17 protein-coding genes are annotated in these 18656 nt (G+C 61.5%); 9 read left to right on the forward strand and 8 right to left on the reverse strand.

What is annotated here, in order from left to right; translation table 11 throughout:
* Window positions 1-21: 21 nt before the first annotated feature.
* A complete protein-coding gene (locus ORL50_RS23050) occupies window positions 22-573 on the reverse strand; it encodes a DUF4174 domain-containing protein (protein WP_266018306.1) in 552 nt (183 codons plus the stop codon).
* 211 nt (window positions 574-784) lie between these two features.
* Here ORL50_RS23050 and ORL50_RS23055 point away from each other — a divergent pair, with 211 nt between their 5' ends.
* Window positions 785-1270 carry a GNAT family N-acetyltransferase gene (locus ORL50_RS23055; protein WP_266018307.1) on the forward strand — a complete coding sequence of 162 codons (486 nt, stop codon included), beginning with the start codon at window positions 785-787 and terminating at the stop codon, window positions 1268-1270.
* On the opposite strand, the gene ORL50_RS23060 is transcribed toward ORL50_RS23055, so the two are convergent.
* From ORL50_RS23060 to ORL50_RS23075, 3 genes are all read right to left on the reverse strand, one after another.
* The gene (locus ORL50_RS23060) at window positions 1267-2052 is read right to left on the reverse strand and encodes a sulfite exporter TauE/SafE family protein (RefSeq protein ID WP_045060964.1); all 786 of its coding nucleotides are present in this window, start codon (window positions 2050-2052) and stop codon (window positions 1267-1269) included. The genes ORL50_RS23055 and ORL50_RS23060 overlap by 4 nt on opposite strands.
* A 763-nt stretch (window positions 2053-2815) precedes the next feature.
* Complete coding sequence (locus ORL50_RS23070) at window positions 2816-4030, reverse strand: MFS transporter (RefSeq protein ID WP_266018308.1); 1215 nt, start codon at window positions 4028-4030, stop codon at window positions 2816-2818.
* Window positions 4031-4094: 64 nt separating this feature from the next.
* Window positions 4095-4844: a hypothetical protein gene (locus ORL50_RS23075; protein WP_266018310.1), complete on the reverse strand. Its 750-nt coding sequence runs from the start codon at window positions 4842-4844 to the stop codon at window positions 4095-4097.
* Between the two features lie 187 nt (window positions 4845-5031).
* Between ORL50_RS23075 and ORL50_RS23080 the strand changes: the two genes are divergently transcribed.
* Complete coding sequence (locus tag ORL50_RS23080) at window positions 5032-5853, forward strand: aldo/keto reductase (RefSeq protein WP_266018312.1); 822 nt, start codon at window positions 5032-5034, stop codon at window positions 5851-5853.
* A gap of 28 nt (window positions 5854-5881) precedes the next feature.
* A complete protein-coding gene (locus ORL50_RS23085; RefSeq protein WP_266018314.1) occupies window positions 5882-6352 on the forward strand; it encodes a DUF1810 domain-containing protein in 471 nt (156 codons plus the stop codon).
* On the opposite strand, the gene ORL50_RS23090 is transcribed toward ORL50_RS23085, so the two are convergent.
* Window positions 6317-8677, reverse strand: coding sequence for a DNA polymerase II (locus ORL50_RS23090; protein ID WP_266018315.1), 2361 nt, complete (start codon window positions 8675-8677; stop codon window positions 6317-6319). The two genes, ORL50_RS23085 and ORL50_RS23090, sit on opposite strands and share 36 nt — an antisense overlap.
* Before the next feature lie 325 nt (window positions 8678-9002).
* On the opposite strand from ORL50_RS23090, the gene ORL50_RS23095 reads away from it, so the two are divergent.
* Window positions 9003-9443, forward strand: a complete 441-nt coding sequence (locus ORL50_RS23095; protein WP_266018317.1) for a CBS domain-containing protein — start codon at window positions 9003-9005, stop codon at window positions 9441-9443.
* Window positions 9444-9460: 17 nt separating this feature from the next.
* Here ORL50_RS23095 and ORL50_RS23100 read toward each other — a convergent pair whose 3' ends face one another.
* A complete protein-coding gene (locus ORL50_RS23100) occupies window positions 9461-10084 on the reverse strand; it encodes a glutathione S-transferase (protein ID WP_266018319.1) in 624 nt (207 codons plus the stop codon).
* Between the two features lie 157 nt (window positions 10085-10241).
* Between ORL50_RS23100 and ORL50_RS23105 the strand changes: the two genes are divergently transcribed.
* The 3 genes from ORL50_RS23105 (at window position 10242) to ORL50_RS23115 (ending at window position 12135) form a co-directional block, all read left to right on the forward strand.
* The gene (locus ORL50_RS23105) at window positions 10242-10763 is read left to right on the forward strand and encodes a DUF3455 domain-containing protein (RefSeq protein ID WP_266018321.1); all 522 of its coding nucleotides are present in this window, start codon (window positions 10242-10244) and stop codon (window positions 10761-10763) included.
* A 137-nt stretch (window positions 10764-10900) separates the two neighbouring features.
* Window positions 10901-11428: a sigma-70 family RNA polymerase sigma factor gene (locus tag ORL50_RS23110; protein ID WP_266018322.1), complete on the forward strand. Its 528-nt coding sequence runs from the start codon at window positions 10901-10903 to the stop codon at window positions 11426-11428.
* Window positions 11425-12135: an anti-sigma factor gene (locus tag ORL50_RS23115; protein WP_266018324.1), complete on the forward strand. Its 711-nt coding sequence runs from the start codon at window positions 11425-11427 to the stop codon at window positions 12133-12135. Before ORL50_RS23110 ends, ORL50_RS23115 begins: the two co-directional genes overlap by 4 nt.
* A gap of 145 nt (window positions 12136-12280) precedes the next feature.
* Here the strand turns inward: ORL50_RS23115 and ORL50_RS23120 are convergent, their stop codons facing one another.
* Window positions 12281-13372, reverse strand: a complete 1092-nt coding sequence (locus ORL50_RS23120) for a DUF1615 domain-containing protein (protein WP_266018326.1) — start codon at window positions 13370-13372, stop codon at window positions 12281-12283.
* 241 nt (window positions 13373-13613) lie between these two features.
* On the opposite strand from ORL50_RS23120, the gene ORL50_RS23125 reads away from it, so the two are divergent.
* The gene (locus tag ORL50_RS23125) at window positions 13614-15821 is read left to right on the forward strand and encodes a TonB-dependent receptor (protein ID WP_266018328.1); all 2208 of its coding nucleotides are present in this window, start codon (window positions 13614-13616) and stop codon (window positions 15819-15821) included.
* Between the two features lie 124 nt (window positions 15822-15945).
* Window positions 15946-17481 carry an FAD-dependent oxidoreductase gene (locus tag ORL50_RS23130; protein ID WP_266018329.1) on the forward strand — a complete coding sequence of 512 codons (1536 nt, stop codon included), beginning with the start codon at window positions 15946-15948 and terminating at the stop codon, window positions 17479-17481.
* A gap of 151 nt (window positions 17482-17632) precedes the next feature.
* On the opposite strand, the gene hemB is transcribed toward ORL50_RS23130, so the two are convergent.
* Window positions 17633-18607, reverse strand: a complete 975-nt coding sequence (hemB, locus tag ORL50_RS23135; RefSeq protein ID WP_266018330.1) for a porphobilinogen synthase — start codon at window positions 18605-18607, stop codon at window positions 17633-17635.
* Window positions 18608-18656: the final 49 nt, after the last annotated feature.

The raw sequence follows: 18656 nt of genomic DNA on the forward strand, positions 1-18656 counted from the left end.
TGCTGCTACAACGATTTGTATTCAATCGTCGGGCATTTCAGGTGGCTTGGTGGGCTTGGCCGGTTTTGCCGGTTTTGCGCCCTTCGCGCCTTTGGCCGGCTCAGCTTCGGCCGGTGCCGCAACGGACGCTGCCGCCGCCGCTTCTTTTTCAGCCATCGGCATGGCGTCGATGGTGTCGAAGATTTCCTTCAAGTTTACCGTCCCCAGCTGCTCAAGTTTTTTCTCCCCGTCCTTGCCCACCAGGACCACCTGAGTTTGCGCCTTCGCCCCGAGCTTCAGGGCACGAATCAGCGCCATCGTGCTTTGCGGGTCGAGATCTTTTCCTTCGCGCTGCCCCATGGTGTTGATCACCGAATAGAGCACCATGTTGCGCTCGGTGAAACCCTGTTTGTTCGCAGGTTCTTCCAGGGACTTTTTCAGGCTGACCCACGTCGGGTCCACCGTGCTGGGCGCAATCACGATCAGCGGCCGCGACCGGCCCTTGTCCATGTCCAGCGGTGTGTCGCCATCAGCGGCGAGCAAAGGGCCGGCAAATACCAGCAAGGTAGTCAGGGTCAATGACCTGATGAGCATGCGCATCTCCTTTTGTAATCCACGCTCTAATGATTGCGCATCGCGGTGATTGTTCCGGGTTAGGCACCGCAATTGTGTTTTGCTTAAGCCCAAGCTTAGGTCAGGGCAGACATTGCGCAACCGCTGTCCCGTGCACGATTGAATACCTCAACCGAACGTTTTATCGTCGAGCAACACTGTGTCAGCACCATGAAAAGGAGCTTCAACTGCCATGCAAATCGATTACCTGTGCGACCACCCGGCGCTCATCCCCGAACTGGCCGAGCTCAATTTCAACGAGTGGGGGCATTACCGTCCCGGCGATACCTTGGAAGCCAGAACCGAACGCATGCGGGCGGCGTGTGGCAAAGGTGCGGTGCCCTCGGTTGTGGTCGCCATCGAAGAGGGGCAGTTGCTCGGCGGCGCCCTGCTGATCGACAGCGACCTGGACTCCCGGCCGGAACTGACGCCGTGGCTGGCCGGCGTGTATGTGAAGGCCGAGCATCGTGGACGGGGCGTTGCCTCGGCGCTGGTGAACCGAATCGTCGAGGAAGCGGCTGCACTGGGCATTGCCGAGTTGTATCTCTATACCGACAGCGCCCAGTCGCTTTATGCCAGGCTGGGTTGGGAAGTCGTCGGGGATACAGTGGATGACGAGGGGCTCGAGATCACTGTGATGAAGCGCCTGGTACCACCGCTTGATGCACGACTTGCTTAGAACGCGAGTTTGTAACCGATCAATACCAGCATCGTCGCCAGGCACGGTCGCAACACTTCGTCGGAGATGCGCCCGGTGAGATGGCTGCCCAGCCAGATCCCCGGCAACGAGCCGATCAACAAATAGCCCAGCACGTGCCAGTCCATGTTACCCATGCTCGCATGACCCAGGCCGGCAACCAGGGTCAGCGGGACTGCGTGCGCGATTTCGGTTCCGACCAGGCGCCGGGTGGGCAATAGCGGATACAGGATGAACAACGCCACGGTACCCAAGGCACCCGCGCCGATGGAGGTCAGGGCAACCATGGTGCCGAGGACCAGACCGGTAATGACGGTCATCACATTAAGCCGCGGACCGCTGGGGTTGTAATTGCCGCCGGCGCGTTTGTGGGCGAAATCGAGCAGGCGCTTCTTGAAGAAAATCGCCAGGGCGGTGGCAAACAGCACAAAACCCAGGGCCTGCTTGATCACGGCATTCATGGCATCCGGAGAGCTGTGCAGCGTGCTCAGGAACCACAACGTCATAACCACCGCTGGCACGCTGCCGAGGGTCAGCCAACCGGTGATTGCCCAGTCGATATTCTTGTTTTTGCGGTGAACCAGGACTCCGCTGGATTTGGTAATGGCGGCGTACAGCAGGTCGGTGCCGACTGCCGTGGCGGGATTGACGCCGAACCATAGCAGGATCGGAGTCATCAACGACCCGCCACCGACGCCGGTCATGCCGACGATAAAACCGACTACCAACCCTGCAACAACTAATCCGAGGTTTCCGAAATCCATAAACCGCCCACACAAACCGCAGGAAAAAACTGGCCCGCAGCATAGCGATTTTTCTTATAACTACTTATATCGATGCGGACTATCGTTATGTCTAAATTCGATATGGGGTGGTGGAGGTCGTGAGATTGCGGTGTGGATTTGGTATTGATGTTGGATGGTGGATCGCCATCGCCGGCAAGCCGGGCTCCTACAGGGGATGGCGTTTATTCAGGAAGTGATCGTTAGCGTTCACGTCCATCGTCGGAACGCCGCCCGGACCAAGCTTTGCTCCCACAGGTACCACCTTCCAGGGGTAGCACCCTCCACAGGTATCAACCTCCACAGTTATCACCTCTCACTGTTATCAACTCCCACAGTTATCACATTCCTCAAATGTCTTTTCAAATTGAGGGCGATGTACACGCAAACGAGCGCAGCGAGCCGGCTTGATGCCTTGGTCGGCCCGAAGGCCGCCACGGCGAGGTCGTTGATCGCAGGCGCCCCGTTAACCACGCTGGCCGAACGCAGGTATTGCGCAGCGGGTAAACCGGCAAGGATGCCGGTTTAGCTGCGCTGGGCCAGGGACGGCCCATCGCAGCGACCCGCTGCGCAATGCCTGCGTTCGGGCACACCGAGCCTAAGCGAGGTGCCGAGTGGTGGGGCAAGAGCGCTTTGGTTACTTTCGCGCTTTTCGAAAGTGACCCGCTGTAAAAGCGGAACCGATTGAAGCAGGGGCCGGAGAAATGGATATGTACACCGCAAAGCCACCGCAAAACCACCAACATCAGTGCGACCGCCGCCCCGGTCTAAAGCTGTAATGCCGATTCACAAACACCGTGGCAAACGCCACCAGCGACAAAATCAGCAGCGCCCAGGGAAACGACATCGCCCCCATCCGATCCAGCAGCAAACCACCAAACAACCCACCACCGGCAATCGCCACATTCCACGAAGTCGTCAACATCGCCTGCACTACATCGACGTTCTCACCCGCAGAGTCCGCCGCCGCTGTCAGCAACAGCGTGGCCGAGCCGCCAAACGAAAGCCCCCACACCGCCATGCAGGCATAAATCACCCAAGGCGTCGAAGCCAAAACCGCCAGCACCAGCGCGGTGACCGCAAAGACTGCCAGACTGATCAACAACAATCGGCGCAACCAGCGGTCCACCAGCAGGCCAATAATCCAGATGCCCACCAGCGAACTGACGCCAAACACCAGCAACACCAGGTCCACCCGCTCACCCAGGCCAGCATGAGTCAGGAACGGATCAATATAGGTGTAGAGAATGTTGTGCCCAAGCATCCACGTCAGCACCACAAACAGCACCGGGCGCACACCTTTGATGCTAAATACCTTCGCCAATGGCAGGCGCTCGGTGTCCGGTTGGCCGGGGCGATCCGGCACCGCAACCATGATCCAGGCCGCCAGCAGCAGCGCCAAGGCGGACATGATGCCGAACGAAGCCCGCCAGCCAATCAGGTTACCCAGCCAGGTCCCCGCAGGCGTGCCGAGCGACAACGCGACCGGGGTGCCGAGCATCGCGATCGCTAGCGCCCGCCCTTGCAGCCGTGGTGATACCAGGCCCCGGGCGTACCCGGCCAGGATCCCCCAGGCCAGGCCCGCCGACATTCCCGCGAGGAAGCGTGACACCAGGGTCAGCCCGAAGTGACTGGAAAAGGTCGTGACCGTGTTGAACAGCAGGAAGCCGCACACCGTCATCATCAGCACTCGCCGGCGTCGCCAGCCGCGAGTCGCCACCGTCAGCGGAATGGCCGCCATGATCGAGCCCAGCGCATACAGCGTCACCAGCTGCCCGGTCCACACCTCGCTGACCTGCAACCCCGCGCCGATCTGCGTCAGCAACCCGGCCGGCAGGGTTTCGGTGAGCACGGCGATAAAACCGGTCATGGCGAACGCCAGCAGCGCCGCGTAAGGCAGCTGTTCGCTGGCAGAGGCGTGTTCGGTGCGCGCACATTCCACGGTGGCCTGGTCAGTCATGACGGTTGCAGCTCCCTTTCAAGCGAACAAATTGTATACAACTTCACACTGTAACTGACTCGGATCACTGCACCGGTAAAAAATTCAGAAACAGCAGGCTTTGCGCGTAATTCAGGCCGATCCGTCGGTAACGTTCGTCGAGCATCTGGGTCAGCAAGTCCAGGCGCGCAACGATTTTGCCGAACTCCACAGCGAAGCTCAGGTTGCTGCCCTCCTCCGATATCTCGTTGGAAAACAGCAAGGGTCCGCCTTGGGCGTTCTGTCGCTGACTGAGGATCCAGGTGGCTTTCTCGATGTTGCGCGCGGCGTTATTGACGAAAGTCGGGTTGATCGCATCCGTCATGTAGAACTCCATCCGGTCGCCGTGCGCGGTCACCAGCATGCTGCCGATGGCGTAGATGAACGCGCCGACCCGGTCGCCAAGAAATTCCGGACTCATGGCATAACTCAGCGCCGCCAGATCCTTCTTGCCCCCCAGTGTGGGCAACGGCTGCTGCTGCTCGATCGCCATGCGCACCTGTTTTTCGGCAATTCTGGCGTCGAGAAAGCCGGACTTTTTCAACTCGTCGGGGTTGCGCAGGTACAGCTTGTTCATCAGCAGGTAGAGGCTGTCGAGGTTGTCGCGCATGGTCAGGGTGGCCATGCGATCGACGCTGGTCTGCAGAAACTCCTGGGGCTTGCCTTCGCGGAACTGGCTGATGACGTCGCGCCCCTGTTGCTGGCTGCAACCGGTGACGAACAGCAGCGCCAGGCAAGCCAGCAATCGGCGTCGGCCGTGAATTTTCGCGGTGATGAGGGACAACAATCGAGCCATGTAGTGTGCGACTTGGGCATTGGCCGACGGTGGGGATCGCCGCAGGCTGGCCATGGATAGAGCCGCGAATGGTGAAAAAGTGCAGTGCCGACGGTCCGTAAGCCCGCGAGCCTGGTGCTCGAGCCCACTGAACCTCATGCCGTTCGCGCTGCCGAATATAAACAACCCGATCTACCAGGAGGTTTGAATGCGCACTTTGCAATTGGCCGGCGTCGAAGTACCGGTCATCGGCCAGGGCACCTGGCGCATGGGCGAAGATTCGTCGCAACGCGCCCGCGAAGTAGCGGCCTTGCGCCAAGGCATCGAGCTGGGCATGACCCTGATCGACAGCGCTGAAATGTACGCCGAGGGCGGGGCCGAGGAAGTGGTGGGCGAGGCGATCGCCGGCCAGCGCGACAAGGTATTCCTGGTCAGTAAAGTGTACCCGCACAACGCCAGTCGCCAGGGCATTCCCCTGGCCTGCGAGCGCAGCCTGAAGCGCCTCGGCACTGACTACATCGATCTGTACCTGCTGCATTGGCGTGGCCAATATCCGCTGGAGGAAACCGTCGAGGCCTTTGAGCGCCTGCGCGAGTCCGGCAAGATCGGGCGCTGGGGCGTGTCCAATTTTGACCTGGACGACCTGCACGAATTGGCCAACCCCGCCTGCGCTACCAACCAGGTGTTGTACAACCTGGAGCAGCGCGGCATTGAATTTGACCTGTTGCCCTGGAGCCAGCAACAGCGGCTACCCGTCATGGCCTACTGTCCGATTGGCCAGGGTGGGCATATGCTGGCCCACGCGACTCTCAAACAGGTGGCAGCCCGTCACGCCGCGACACCGGCGCAGGTTGCACTGGCATGGATTCTGCGGCAGGAAGGAGTGATCGCCATCCCCAAGGCGGTCCGGCCGGAACACGTCAAGCTCAATGCCCAAGCCCATGACATACGGCTTGAACCCGGGGATCTGGAGGCGCTGGACCAAGCGTTTCATGCGCCACAACGCAAACAGCGACTGGCCATGGTCTAGGCCATCGGTTTCATCAGAGGGCTTCTACATGAGAAGCACCGATCCGCTGGACTCCTTCAACCTGGATCGCTTTATCCAGGCCCAGGACCCGGTGTTCGACCACGTGCTCGAAGAACTGCGTGCCGGCTGCAAGCGCCGGCACTGGATGTGGTTCATCTTTCCGCAGATCGCCGGGCTCGGCGGCAGCGAAATGTCGCGGCACTTCGCTATTCAATCTGCTGCAGAGGCTGCGGCCTATCTGGCCCATCCACTGCTGGGTCCACGCCTGCGAACTTGCACTCAATTAGTGCTCAATACCCGGCATCGGTCGATCACTGATATTTTCGGTCATCCGGACAACCTCAAGTTTCACTCCTCGATGACCCTGTTTGCCCAGTTCAGCTCCCCCGACAGCGTGTACCACCAAGCCCTGAACCGTTATCACCACGGGATCCAGGACGAGTGGACCCTGTCGTTGCTTGACTCAAAACAGGCCCAGCTGCCCACCAATGAGGGTTGAAAAGTCATCGTGAACAAACGGCAGGATGGCGTCCGCTATCGGTTGCAGCTGCCGGGTGACGTAATGGTCGTAGTCGATGGGCGCGCTGCGCACCTCCAGCGGTTCTGGTCCGGCGACAGTGATCAGGTAACTGATCCAGCCGCCATTCTGGTATTGCCGAGGCCGGCCCTGCTGGTCGTTATAGTCATCGGCGATGCGCGCAGCCCGCACATGAGGTGGGACGTTGCGCTCATAGTCGTCGAGGGTGCGGCGCAGGCGCTTGCGATAAACCAGGCGCTCGTCGAATTCGCCGGCCAAGGTCTTGCGCACGTAGTCGCGCACATAATCCTGATACGGCTTGCGGTGGAAAATCAGCGAGTAGAGTTCCTGCTGGAACTGCCGCGCCAGCAGCGACCAGTCGGTACGCACCGCTTCCAGACCTTTATAAACCATCTCGTCGCTACCATCGGCACGGCGCACCAGTCCTGCATAACGCTTTTTACTGCCCTCCTCCGCACCGCGAATGGTCGGCATGAGAAAGCGTGTGTAGTGGGTTTCATACTGCAGTTCGAGCGCGCTTTGCAGCCCGTATTGCTGCTGCACGTGGTCACGCCACCACTGATTCACGTGATCGACCAGGCCACGGCCGATCTGCGTGGCTTCTTCCTGGCCATGGGCGCGACGCAGCCAGACGAAGGTCGAGTCGGTGTCGCCATAAATTACCGTGTGCCCCTGCGCTTCGATCAGCTGCCGAGTGCGCAGCATGATTTCGTGCCCGCGCAAGGTGATCGACGACGCCAGGCGTGTGTCGAAGAACCGGCAGCCGCTGGATCCGAGCACGCCGTAGAAGGCGTTCATGATGATCTTCAGGGCCTGGGACAATGGGGCGTTATGCTCGCGCTTGGCGGTTTCCCGACCTTCGGCGACCCGCGAGACAATCGCTGGCAGGCAATGCCGGGTCCGGGAAAATCGCGCGCCGCGAAAACCCGGCACCGAGTCCTGGTCGTCAGGGTGCTTGAGCCCTTCAATCAGGCCAACCGGGTCAATCAGGAATGTGCGGATGATCGAGGGATACAGGCTCTTGTAGTCGAGCACCAGCACCGACTCGTAGAGCCCGGGTTGCGAATCCATGACAAAACCACCGGGGCTCGCCTCCGGTGGTCGGCCACCCAGGTTCGGCGCGACAAAACCCTGGCGATGCATCAGCGGCATGTAGAGGTGAGTGAAAGCCGCTACCGAGCCACCGCTGCGGTCCGCTGGTAAACCGGTGACGCTGGCGCGCTCGAGCAGGAAGGTCAGCAGTTCGGTCTTGGCGAAGATCCGCGTGACCAGCTCGCAGTCCTTGAGGTTGTATTTGGCCAGGGCCGGCTTGTCCTCGGCGAACATGCGATTGATTTCGTCCATGCGCTGGTAGGGCGTGCTGATCGCCTTGCCCTCGCCCAGCAGGGTCTGGGCGACGTTTTCCAGGCTGAACGAGGGGAAACTCCAGGTCGCCGAACGCAGGGATTCGATGCCATCGATGATCAAACGGCCGGCCGCGGCAGCGAAATAATGATTGCGGCTGCCATGTTCGCGCCACTGCATCTCTTCGCCGCCACGCCCCAACTTGAGCGGCACCGCCAGGCGCCGAGCATGTTCGTGCAACACCCGCAGGTCGAACTGCACGACGTTCCAGCCAATGATCGCGTCGGGGTCGAAACGGGCGAACCACTCGTTGAGTTTTTTCAGCAAAAGAGTGCGCGAATCGCAGTATTCCAGCTGGAAATCCACCGCGCTGTCGTCACCGTTCGGTGGGCCGAGCATGTACACCTGACGCTCGCCGCAGCCTTCCAGCGCAATCGAATACAGCTCGCCGCGGGCAGTGGTTTCAATGTCCAGGGACACCAGCCTGAGTGTTGGCCGGTAGGCGGGATCGGCTTTCATCTGCGCATCGAGCACCAGGCCATCGGCATTCGGTGTGCCACCGAACACCACCGGTGCGGTGATGAAGCGCTCCATCATGTAGCGTTCCGGTGGCCGTACATCGGCTTCGAACATTTCGACACCGGCCTTGCGCAGCGCGGTTTCCAGGCGGATCAACTGGCCGTGCTGCTGGCAATACAGGCCGAGCACCGGACGATGTTCAAAGTCCAGCAGGGCCAGGGGCCGCAGCTCGACATTTTTTTCATCCTGAAGCAGCTGTTCCGCGCGCTCGCGCTGCTCTGCGGGAATGAACGCAACCGACGGTTGATGGGGCAGGCGAATGCACCGGGGTCCGTTATCGGTTGCCAGCCAAAACTCGACTTCCGTACCGGCCGGGGTGTCGCGCCAATGCCGGGTCAGGACAAAACCCTGCTGTAGATCCACCAGTACAACCTCGATAACTGTTCAGAAGGGGATTCTACGCGCATCTCTGTAGCAGCTGCCGAGCCTGAGAGGCTGCGTTCGGCTGCGCAGCAGTCGCAAAACCGGCGAACGCGGCATATCTGGCCCACCGCGCGGCCAGGATTGACGACTGCTACGCAGCCGAACGCAGACTCGCCAGCTCGACAGCTGCTACGGGTTTAGCGCTGAATCTGCAGAAAATTTGGCAAAATGGCGTTTTTTGCATCATATCCGCCGCTTTGCGCCTTGCCCTCGGCGCCCGGGTCTATGATTCTTCTAGGACAACGACAACACCAGAGTACCCACCATGAAGACCGTCGCCCAACTGCTCAAGTTGAAAGATCAGAAGAATCAGGAAGTGCACCAGATCAAGCCCGACCACATGGTGCTGGAAGCGCTGATGAAGATGGCCGAAAAGAACGTCGGTGCCTTGCTGGTAGTGGAAGACGACCGGGTCGTGGGGATCATCAGCGAACGCGATTACGCGCGCAAACTGGTGCTGCATGGTCGATCTTCGGTCGGGACGCCGGTGCGCGACATCATGGTGGCGAATGTAATCACCGTGGACACCCACCAGACCGTCGACACCTGCCTGGGCATCATGTCTGACAAACGCCTGCGTCACTTGCCCGTGGTCGAGAATGGCAAGCTGATTGGCCTGCTGTCGATCGGCGACCTGGTCAAGGAAGCCATTGCCGAACAGGCCGAGCTAATTCGGCAACTGGAGCAGTACATTCGCGGCGAATAATCGCAGCCTGATGATTCTCAGCCCGGCCAATGCCGGGCAAACACCGGTGCCAATGTCGGGTGCCGGTCGATTCGCTCCAGCCACGCATAAAACCCCGGCCGGGCGCCGCGCAGGTGTTCGCGGCTGCCCGCCCAGCGGCTCACGACGGCGGCCAGCACATCCAACGCCCCCGGTGCTTCGTCGCCCAGGTACAGCTCGCCGGAAAACTGGTCGGCGAATACTTCCCAACTCCAGTGCAAACGCTGGCGGGCCCCAGCCATGAGGTTCTGCCGGGAGGACTCATCAGCCTCGGCCAGCCAGCGCTCGGGGTAGTCGATGATGCCGATCGCTGCGTAGCAATTGCTGACGATGAACGCCAGGCCGCGAATGGCCTGGTCGCGCTCGGCGACTTCGTCCGGCAGCAGGTTCGACTTGGGGAACGTCAGCCCCAGGTGGATGAGGATCGCTGCGCTTTCGGTCAGGATGCCGCCGTCGGGCAGCTGCAGGGTTGGAATCTGCTTCAGCGGGTTGAGTTTCTCCAGGGCCTTGGCTGACTCCGCAGAAGCCTCGACATCGATAAAGCGATAAGGGATCTCGCACAGTTCCAACGCCGCCTCAATCGCCGCAGCGCCGGAGTTCTTGTGTCCGTAGAGCTGGTACATACACACCTCCTTTGCAGTTCTCTCTTTGTAGCAGCTGACTCTGGTCCTGCGGGAAAATTTCTTTTTTCGCTCCTGCATCCAAATCGCCCCGTGGCGGGTAGTACCTGTAGCAGCCCTGATGCTGCACAGCGCATTACTCATTTTCGGAGAGCTATCGATGAACGCCAAACAGCTGATGTGCCTTGCCGGTTTGCTTGCGACCACCCCCGCCGCCTTCGCCCAGGCGGGCCTGCCCGACAGCATCAAGGTGCCCGAGGGGCACAAGGTGGCCATGGAAACCACCGGGGTCGGCGAAATCACTTATGAGTGCCGCGACAAGGCTAACGCCGCCGGCATGACCGAATGGGTGTTCGTCGGCCCCAAAGCGGTGCTCAACGATCGCAGCGGTAAACAGGTCGGCACTTATTTCGGCCCGCCAGCCACCTGGCAGGCGCAGGACGGTTCGAAAGTCACCGGCACCCAACTGGCCGTGGCGCCATCGACACCGGGCAACCTGCCCTATCAATTGGTCAAAGCCAACCCGGCCGAAGGCAAGGGCGCGATGAACGGCGTCAGCTACATCCAGCGCGTGGCGCTCAAGGGCGGCGTGGCGCCGGGAACTGAATGCACAGCCGCCAACAAGGGCAAGCAGGAAGTGGTGAAGTATCAGGCGGATTACATCTTCTGGGCGGCGAGCTGATCCCGCTGCAGTACCGGTAGGAGCCCAGCTTGCTGGCGATGGCGTCGCGAAGATCGCCATCGCCAACCGCCAGGCTCCTACAGAGTCTGTGTTTGTTTGCTAGATTGCACTCCAGGTCCCATCAACGGCTGAGCACAGTGTCCTTGCCCGAACCTCTATTCGATTACGAAGCTCACCTGGCCGCCTGCGGACGTGGCGAGCAGCAGGCGTTGCGGGCGCTGTACCTGCAGGAGAGCCCGCGCCTGCTGGGCGTAGCCAAACGCCTGGTACGCGACACGGCGCTGGCCGAAGATATCGTCCACGACGCCTTCCTGAAAATCTGGCACGGCGCCGCGCGCTTCGATCCGGCGCGAGGTTCGGCGCGGGGCTGGATGTATAGCGTGACCCGGCACCTGGCGCTGAATTTCCTGCGTGACCATAGTCGCGAAAGCCATGACGAAATCGACCTGCCAGACGTTACCCTGGAGCTCGACGACCAGCACGACTGCGGGCGCATCCATCATTGCCTGGAACAACTGGAACCGGCCCGGCGCAGTTGCATCGTGCATGCCTACGTCGACGGTTATTCCCACGCCGAGATATCACTCAAGCTCGGCACCCCGCTGGGCACAGTCAAGGCCTGGATCAAACGCAGCCTGACGGCATTGCGGGAGTGCATGGGATGATCAGCAGACCTTCCAACGAAACCGCGCAAGAGCGCGACGAACTGGCCAGTGAGTATGTGCTGGGCACGCTTTCGGCTGAGCTGCGAGAGCAAGTCCGGCTGCGCCTGCAGGACGACGCAGATTTGCGCACGGCGGTCGACAGCTGGGAGCGCCGCCTGCTCGGCTTGACCGATCTGGTTGAGCCAACGCCGCCCTCGGCCCAGCTGTGGCCGCGGATCGAACGCAGCGTGCAGGCCCTGCAAGCCAAACCCGCAGCGCGTGCGCCATCCTGGTGGAACCTGCTGCCGTTATGGCGCGGGCTGGCCGGAGCCGGGCTGGCCGCCAGCCTGCTGCTCGGCGCCTTGCTGCTGACCCAGACCACGGCCAAGCCGACCTATCTGGTGGTGTTGGTCGGCCCTCAGGACAAGGCGCCGGGCTGGGTGATCCAGGCCAGCAACCCACGGGAAATCCAGCTGATCCCGCTGGGGGTAGTGGAAGTTCCCGCCGACAAGGCGCTGGAATTCTGGACCAAGGCCGACGGCTGGCAAGGGCCGGTGTCCCTGGGCCTGGTCAAGCCGGGACAAACCCTGTCGGTGCCGCTGGATAAACTGCCGCCCTTGGTGCCAGACCAGTTGTTCGAGCTGACCCTGGAGAACCCCAATGGCTCGCCGATCGGCAAACCGACCGGGCCGATCCAGTTTATTGGCCGGGCGGTTAAAGTGATTTGACGCGGATAGTCCGGGCAGTCTGATGCAAACACCCGGCCCTGTGGGAGCGGGCTTGCTCGCGAAGGCGATGGGTCAGGCACCCCACATGCTGTGAATGGAATATCGCCTTCGCGAGCAAGCCCGCTCCCACAAAGGCTAGCCGCATTCACCGTGCCCGGGCCATGCACCGCTGATAACGCTCATCCACCCGCTTGGCAAACCAGGCGGTAGTCAGTTTTCGAGTGATTTTCGGGCTCTGCAGCACAATCCCCGGCAACACCGCACGGGGCAATGACCGGCCTTCGGCCTGCTCTGCCAACTCGAACACCCGCCGATAAAGTTTCGTCTCCTCGAACTCCAGGCTCTTGCCCTTCTCCAGTTGATCGCGGATGGTCGGATTACGCATGTCCAGCTGCTTGCCCAAACTGCGCACCGCCAGCTCGGTGGTGCCGGGCATGATCGCGTCGTAACGCACCAAGTCACCGTCCAGCGCCAGCGGGATGCCCGAAGCACGGCTGACGGCGTTCTGGAACGCGGCATTGCGGCTGGCGTACCAGCCGGCGTTGAAGTCGGCGAAGCGGTAAAGCGGTTGCTGGTAGCTCACCGGGTAACCCAGCAGGTGGGCGATACCGAAATACATGCCGCCGCGACGACTGAACACTTCACGGCGAATCGTCTTGTCGACCGGATAGGGGTAGTCCTGCGCGTGTTGCTCGGCGAAGTCGATGCTGACCTGCATCGGCCCACCGGTATGCACCGGGTTGAACCCGGCAAACAGCGTCTGACCCATCGGCACCATGCCGATGAAGTCGTCGAAGATCGCGCTGAGTTCCTTCTCGCTGCGCGCGGCATTGAGCCGAGTGCTGTAGCTTTTGCCGTTGGGCGAGTTGACCTGCAGCGCGCCACTGACCAGCAAGCTGGGTATGTGCACTTTGGCGGCCCGGCGGTCGATCTCGTCCCGGGCGATCTTGCCCAGCCCTGGTACCGGCGGGTCCACTTGGAAGGTCGACTCCTGCTCGGTGACTGCAAGCACCGAGCACAAGTTTTGCGTACTCGGATAAATGCCCTGCGCGGCAAATGCAGCCTGGATGTCCGAGGCCCAGCCTTGGCGATCGACGGTTTTGGCCGGCAGCAGGCGCATCAATTCAGCCTTGACCTCGGCGGGCTTGCGCGCAGGCGGTTGCGCCGGCCGTTGCGTGGCGCAACCGGCCAGTACCAGCAGAGCGATGATGCTGATGATCAATCGATTGGCGTGCATGGTGCTCCAGCAGATCCTTGAGACGGTTAACCATACGATCATTGGCATGGCGCAGGCTATGACTCTCACCTCCCCCGACTGTTCCCCGCAGGCTCCTGGATTAGATTCGCCCCATCATAAGAAACCCATTGCACCGCATGACTGGGAACTCCTATCATTCGCGCCTGGAGTCGCATTTGCGCAAGGAGTTCCCGCGCCGTCCCGATTTATCTCACCTGCGCCGCACCGCCAGGAACGAAAAATGACTGCTCCAGCCCGATTCGGCGTGCCCTTTCGCCCGACGCTTCTCGCGTTACTCTGTGCCCTTGGCGCTACCGCCCAGGCCGCTACGCCTGCCGAAAACAACGGCAAGGCGTTGGTGCTGGACGACGTCAACGTCAACGCCCAGGCCCCTTCCCCATCCGCCCTGCCCCCGGTGTTTGCCGGTGGACAAGTCGCGCGTGGCGGGCAATTGGGTGTGCTGGGCAACCAGGACATCATGGATGTGCCGTTCAGTGTTTCTTCCTATACCGAGCAACTGATCCAGGACCAGCAGGCTGAAGATGTCGCCGACGTGCTGCTCAACGATTCCTCGGTGCGGCAGGCCAGCGGGTTTTCCAACCAGTCACAGATTTTCATGATCCGCGGCCTGCCCCTTACCGGTGACGATATTTCCTACAACGGCCTGTACGGTGTCTTGCCCCGGCAGATCATTTCCACCGACGCACTGGAGCGGGTGGAAGTCTTCAAGGGCCCCAACGCCTTCATCAATGGAGTGACCCCGACCGGGTCGGGCATCGGCGGTGGCATCAACCTGCAGCCCAAGCGCGCCGGCGACGAACCGTTGCGCCGGTTTACCACCGACATCAATGACGAAGGTCGCATCGGCCAGCACCTGGACCTCGGCCAGCGCTTTGGTGAAGACAACCGATTTGGCGCCCGGGTCAACCTGGCGCAGCGCGAAGGCGACACCGGCATCGATCACGAGAACCAGCGTTCCAAGCTGTTCGCCATCGGGCTCGACTACCGCGGCGATGCCCTGCGCGTGTCCGGCGATTTTGCCTACCAGAAGCAGCGAGTCAATGGCGGTCGCAACTCGGTCAACATCGGCGCCACCACCACCCACATTCCCGATGCGCCATCCGCCGACACCAACTACGCGCCCAAGTGGGGCTTCACCCAGATCGAAGACACCTTCGGCATGCTGCGCGCCGAATATGACCTCAACGACAGCTGGACCGCCTACGCCGCCGGGGGCGCCAAGCACACCCGTGAAGTCGGGCGCTACAACTCCACGACCCTGGTCGGGAATAACGGCAACTCCATCACCACCGGCTCATTTATCCCCCACGACGAAGACAACAAAAGCGTCATGGCTGGCCTCAACGGCAGATTCGCCACCGGGCCGATCAGCCACAAGCTCAACTTCGGCCTGGCCGGTATCTGGACCGAACAGCGCAATGCCTACGATTTCGACCTCAGCGGTGATGCGAATAACATCTACCACCCGGTAGGTCCGCCCGCACCGACCGGCAATTTCTCCGGCGGCGACCTCCACGATCCGGGCATCACCGGCAAGACCTTCGTGCGCAGCGGCGCAGCCTCCGACACCCTGGGCTTTTTCGATGATCGCCTGCTGGTGACCGTCGGCGTGCGTCGGCAACAGCTGGTGGTCCAGGGCTTTGCCTATGGCACCGGCACCCGTACCTCCAAGTACGACGAGTCGATCACCACGCCGGTGTACGGCATCGTGTTCAAGCCATGGGACCACGTGTCCTTCTATGCCAACCGCATCGAAGGCCTGGCGGAGGGACCGACCTCACCGACCACCTCTGGCAACCTGGTCGTGACCAACGGCAATCAGGCGTTCGCTCCGGCGTGCTCCAAGCAGCTTGAAGCCGGGGTCAAGGTCGACATGGGCACCTACGGCGCCAGTCTCGGGGTGTACCGCATCGAGCAGCCTGGGGATGGCTATGCCGTCGCGACCAGCGCGACGACTGCCGAATTCATTCGCGAAGGTAAACAGATCAACAAGGGTGTCGAACTTAACGTGTTCGGCGAGCCGCTCGAGGGCCTGCGCCTGATCAGCGGCCTGACCCTGATGGACACTGAGTTGAAGGACACCCGCGATGGCGCCAACGACGGCAACCGCGCCATTGGTGTCCCGACCTTCCAGTTCAACGCCGGAGTCGACTGGGATGTGCCGGGCTTGCAAGGTGTAGCGCTGAATGCGCGGATGTTGCGCACCGGTGGGCAATACGCCGATGCGGCAAACAACCTCAGCCTGCCAACCTGGAACCGCTTCGACGCCGGTGCGCGCTATGGCTTCAAAGTGGCGCAAAAAGACGTCACGCTGCGGGTGGGTGTAGAGAACCTGGCCAATGAAAAATACTGGGAGTCGGCCCAGGGCGGCTATCTGACCCAGGGCGAACCACGGGTGGCGAAGTTGTCGGGCACTATCGATTTCTGATCGGCAAAACCACCAAAAAAGGCCCCGCAGCTTCACGGCTGCGGGGCTTTTTCCGTTTGGCGGGCAGTCTGGACGCGATGCCGAGCTGGACCATACTTGAGCAACACGCCGAGGAGCTCAGGTGATGAATCGAAGCGATGTGCTGATTGTCGGCGCCGGTCCGACCGGACTGGTCCTGGCATTGTGGTTGAGCAAGCTGGGGATACGCGTGCGGATCATCGACAAGACCTCCGCGCCCGGCACCACTTCCCGGGCATTGGCGGTGCAGGCCCGCACACTCGAATTATATCGTCAGCTCGACCTCGCCGACGCCGTGGTCGAAAACGGCCATCGAGTGGCCGCCGCGAATTTCTGGGTCAAGGGCGGGCCTGTCGCGCGCCTGCCGCTGACCGCCGTCGGCGAAGGTCTGACGCCCTACTCGTTCCTGGAGATATTTCCCCAGGACCAGCACGAGCGACTGTTGATCAGTCGTCTCGAAGCTTTCGGCATTCAGGTCGAGCGCAGCACCGAACTGGAAAGCTTCGAGGAAACCGGCGATGGCATCAGCGCACAGTTGCGCCTGCCAGATGGCCAGCAGGAAACTTGCCAGGCCTGTTACCTGGCAGGCTGTGATGGCGCCCGGTCGATCGTGCGCAAGGCCCTGGATACCGATTTTCCCGGAGGCACCTACCAGCAGATTTTCTACGTGGCCGATGTGCACGCCAGCGGCGAGGCACTCAATGGAGAACTGCACGTGGACCTCGATGAAGCCGACTTCCTTGCGGTCTTTCCCATGGCCGAGCAAGGTCGCGCGCGGCTGATTGGCACAGTGCGCGACGAGCGCGCCGAACACCCGGAAAACCTGCGATTCGAGGACATCAGCAGTCACGCGATCCAGAGCATGAAAGTGCAGATCGAGCAGGTGAACTGGTTTTCCACCTACCGCGTGCATCATCGGGTGGCGGATCACTTTCGCACCGGGCGCGCGTTCCTGCTGGGGGACGCGGCCCACGTCCACAGTCCCGTCGGCGGCCAGGGCATGAACACCGGAATCGGTGACGCGATCAACCTGGCGTGGAAACTCGCGGCAGTGTTGAGCGGCGGCGCCGAGGCCCGGTTGCTCGACAGTTATGAGCCGGAGCGCATCGCGTTTGCCCGCAAACTGGTCGCCACCACCGACCGGGTGTTCAGTTTTGTCACAGCCCAGGGCCCCGTGGCCGACTTGCTGCGCACCCGCCTGGCGCCGTTGCTGATTCCGAAAATGGCGTCATTCGAAACTTCCCGCGAGTTTCTGTTTCGCACGGTATCGCAGATCACCCTGAATTATCGGGCGATGGCCTTGAGTGTGGGAGTGGCCGGACACGTCCATGGCGGCGATCGTCTGCCCTGGGCGCACGATGGCGAGGGCGACAATTACGAATCGCTGAAACAACCGACCTGGCAGGTGCATGTGTATGGCGACACCAGCGATGAGATGATCGCCTGGTGTGTGGAGCATCACTTGCCGTTACAGGTGTTTGCCTGGCGACCTGCGTTCGAGGCGGCAGGCCTTGGGCGCAACGGGTTCTACCTGTTGCGCCCGGACACCTACGTGGCGATCGCCGAGAACAGCTCGGACCCGAAGGTGATCGAACGCTATTTTCGAGATCACGGGATTCGGCCGTTCTTTGGCGTTACCTGACACACCACTCTGCAAAATTGATACCCCCCTGTAGGAGCGAGCCTGCTCGCGATAGCGGTTTAGCAGGCGCCGAATGTACTGGCTGACGGGCCGCTATCGCGAGCGGGCTCACTTCTACAGGGTTGTGCCAGTTCAGGAGATGTGTAGCGGGTCAAATACCCGCCAATGCCAGGTCCATCGCAAAGTAGGTGAAAATCAGGTCGGCACCGGCACGCTTGATCGCGCCGAGGCTTTCGCGAACCACCCGGTCTTCGTCGATCGCACCGGCCTGGGCGCCGAACTTGATCATCGCGTACTCGCCGCTGACCTGATACGCCGCCAGGGGCAGGCGCGAGGCTTCGCGGATGTCGCGGATGATGTCCAGGTACGCGCCGGCCGGCTTGACCATCAGCGCATCGGCGCCCTCCTGTTCGTCCAGCAAGGACTCGCGCACCGCTTCGCGGCGGTTCATCGGGTTCATCTGGTAGCTTTTGCGATCGCCCTTGAGGGCACTGCCGCCGGCTTCGCGGAACGGGCCGTATAGCGCCGAAGCGAACTTGGTCGAATAGGCCATGATCGGCGTCTGGGTGAAACCGGCGGCGTCCAGGGCTCGACGAATCGCCTGCACCTGCCCGTCCATTGCCGCCGACGGCGCGATCACATCGGCACCGGCCTGGGCTGCGGCAACGGCTTGTCTGCCAAGATTGATCAGGGTTTGGTCGTTGTCGACTTCATGGTTGTGCATGACCCCACAGTGGCCATGGTCGGTGTACTCGCAGAAGCAGGTGTCGGACATCACGATCATGTCCGGCACGGCATCCTTGGCGATGCGCGACATGCGCGACACCAGGCCGTTTTCGTTCCAGGTATCGCTGCCGTTGCTGTCCAGGTGGTGGGACACGCCGAACGTCATCACCGAGCGGATGCCGGCACGGGCGTAGCGCTCGATCTCACCGGCGAGCCTGGATTCGGGAATACGCATCACGCCGGGCATGCTCTTGATCGGTACGAAGTCGTCGATTTCTTCTTCGACGAAGATCGGGAGCACCAGGTCGTCGAGACTGAACTCGGTTTCCTGGAACAGGCTGCGCAGGCTCGCATTGCGGCGCAGACGGCGTGGACGTGCTTCGGGGAACTGACTGGACATGGGGGTTCCTGGGACAAGACGAAAATCGTAGGGGCGAAAGCTTATGCGT

Origin of the sequence: Pseudomonas sp. RIT-562, assembly GCF_026241895.1 — a bacterium.
Taxonomy (GTDB): Bacteria; Pseudomonadota; Gammaproteobacteria; order Pseudomonadales; family Pseudomonadaceae; genus Aquipseudomonas; species Aquipseudomonas mandelii_F.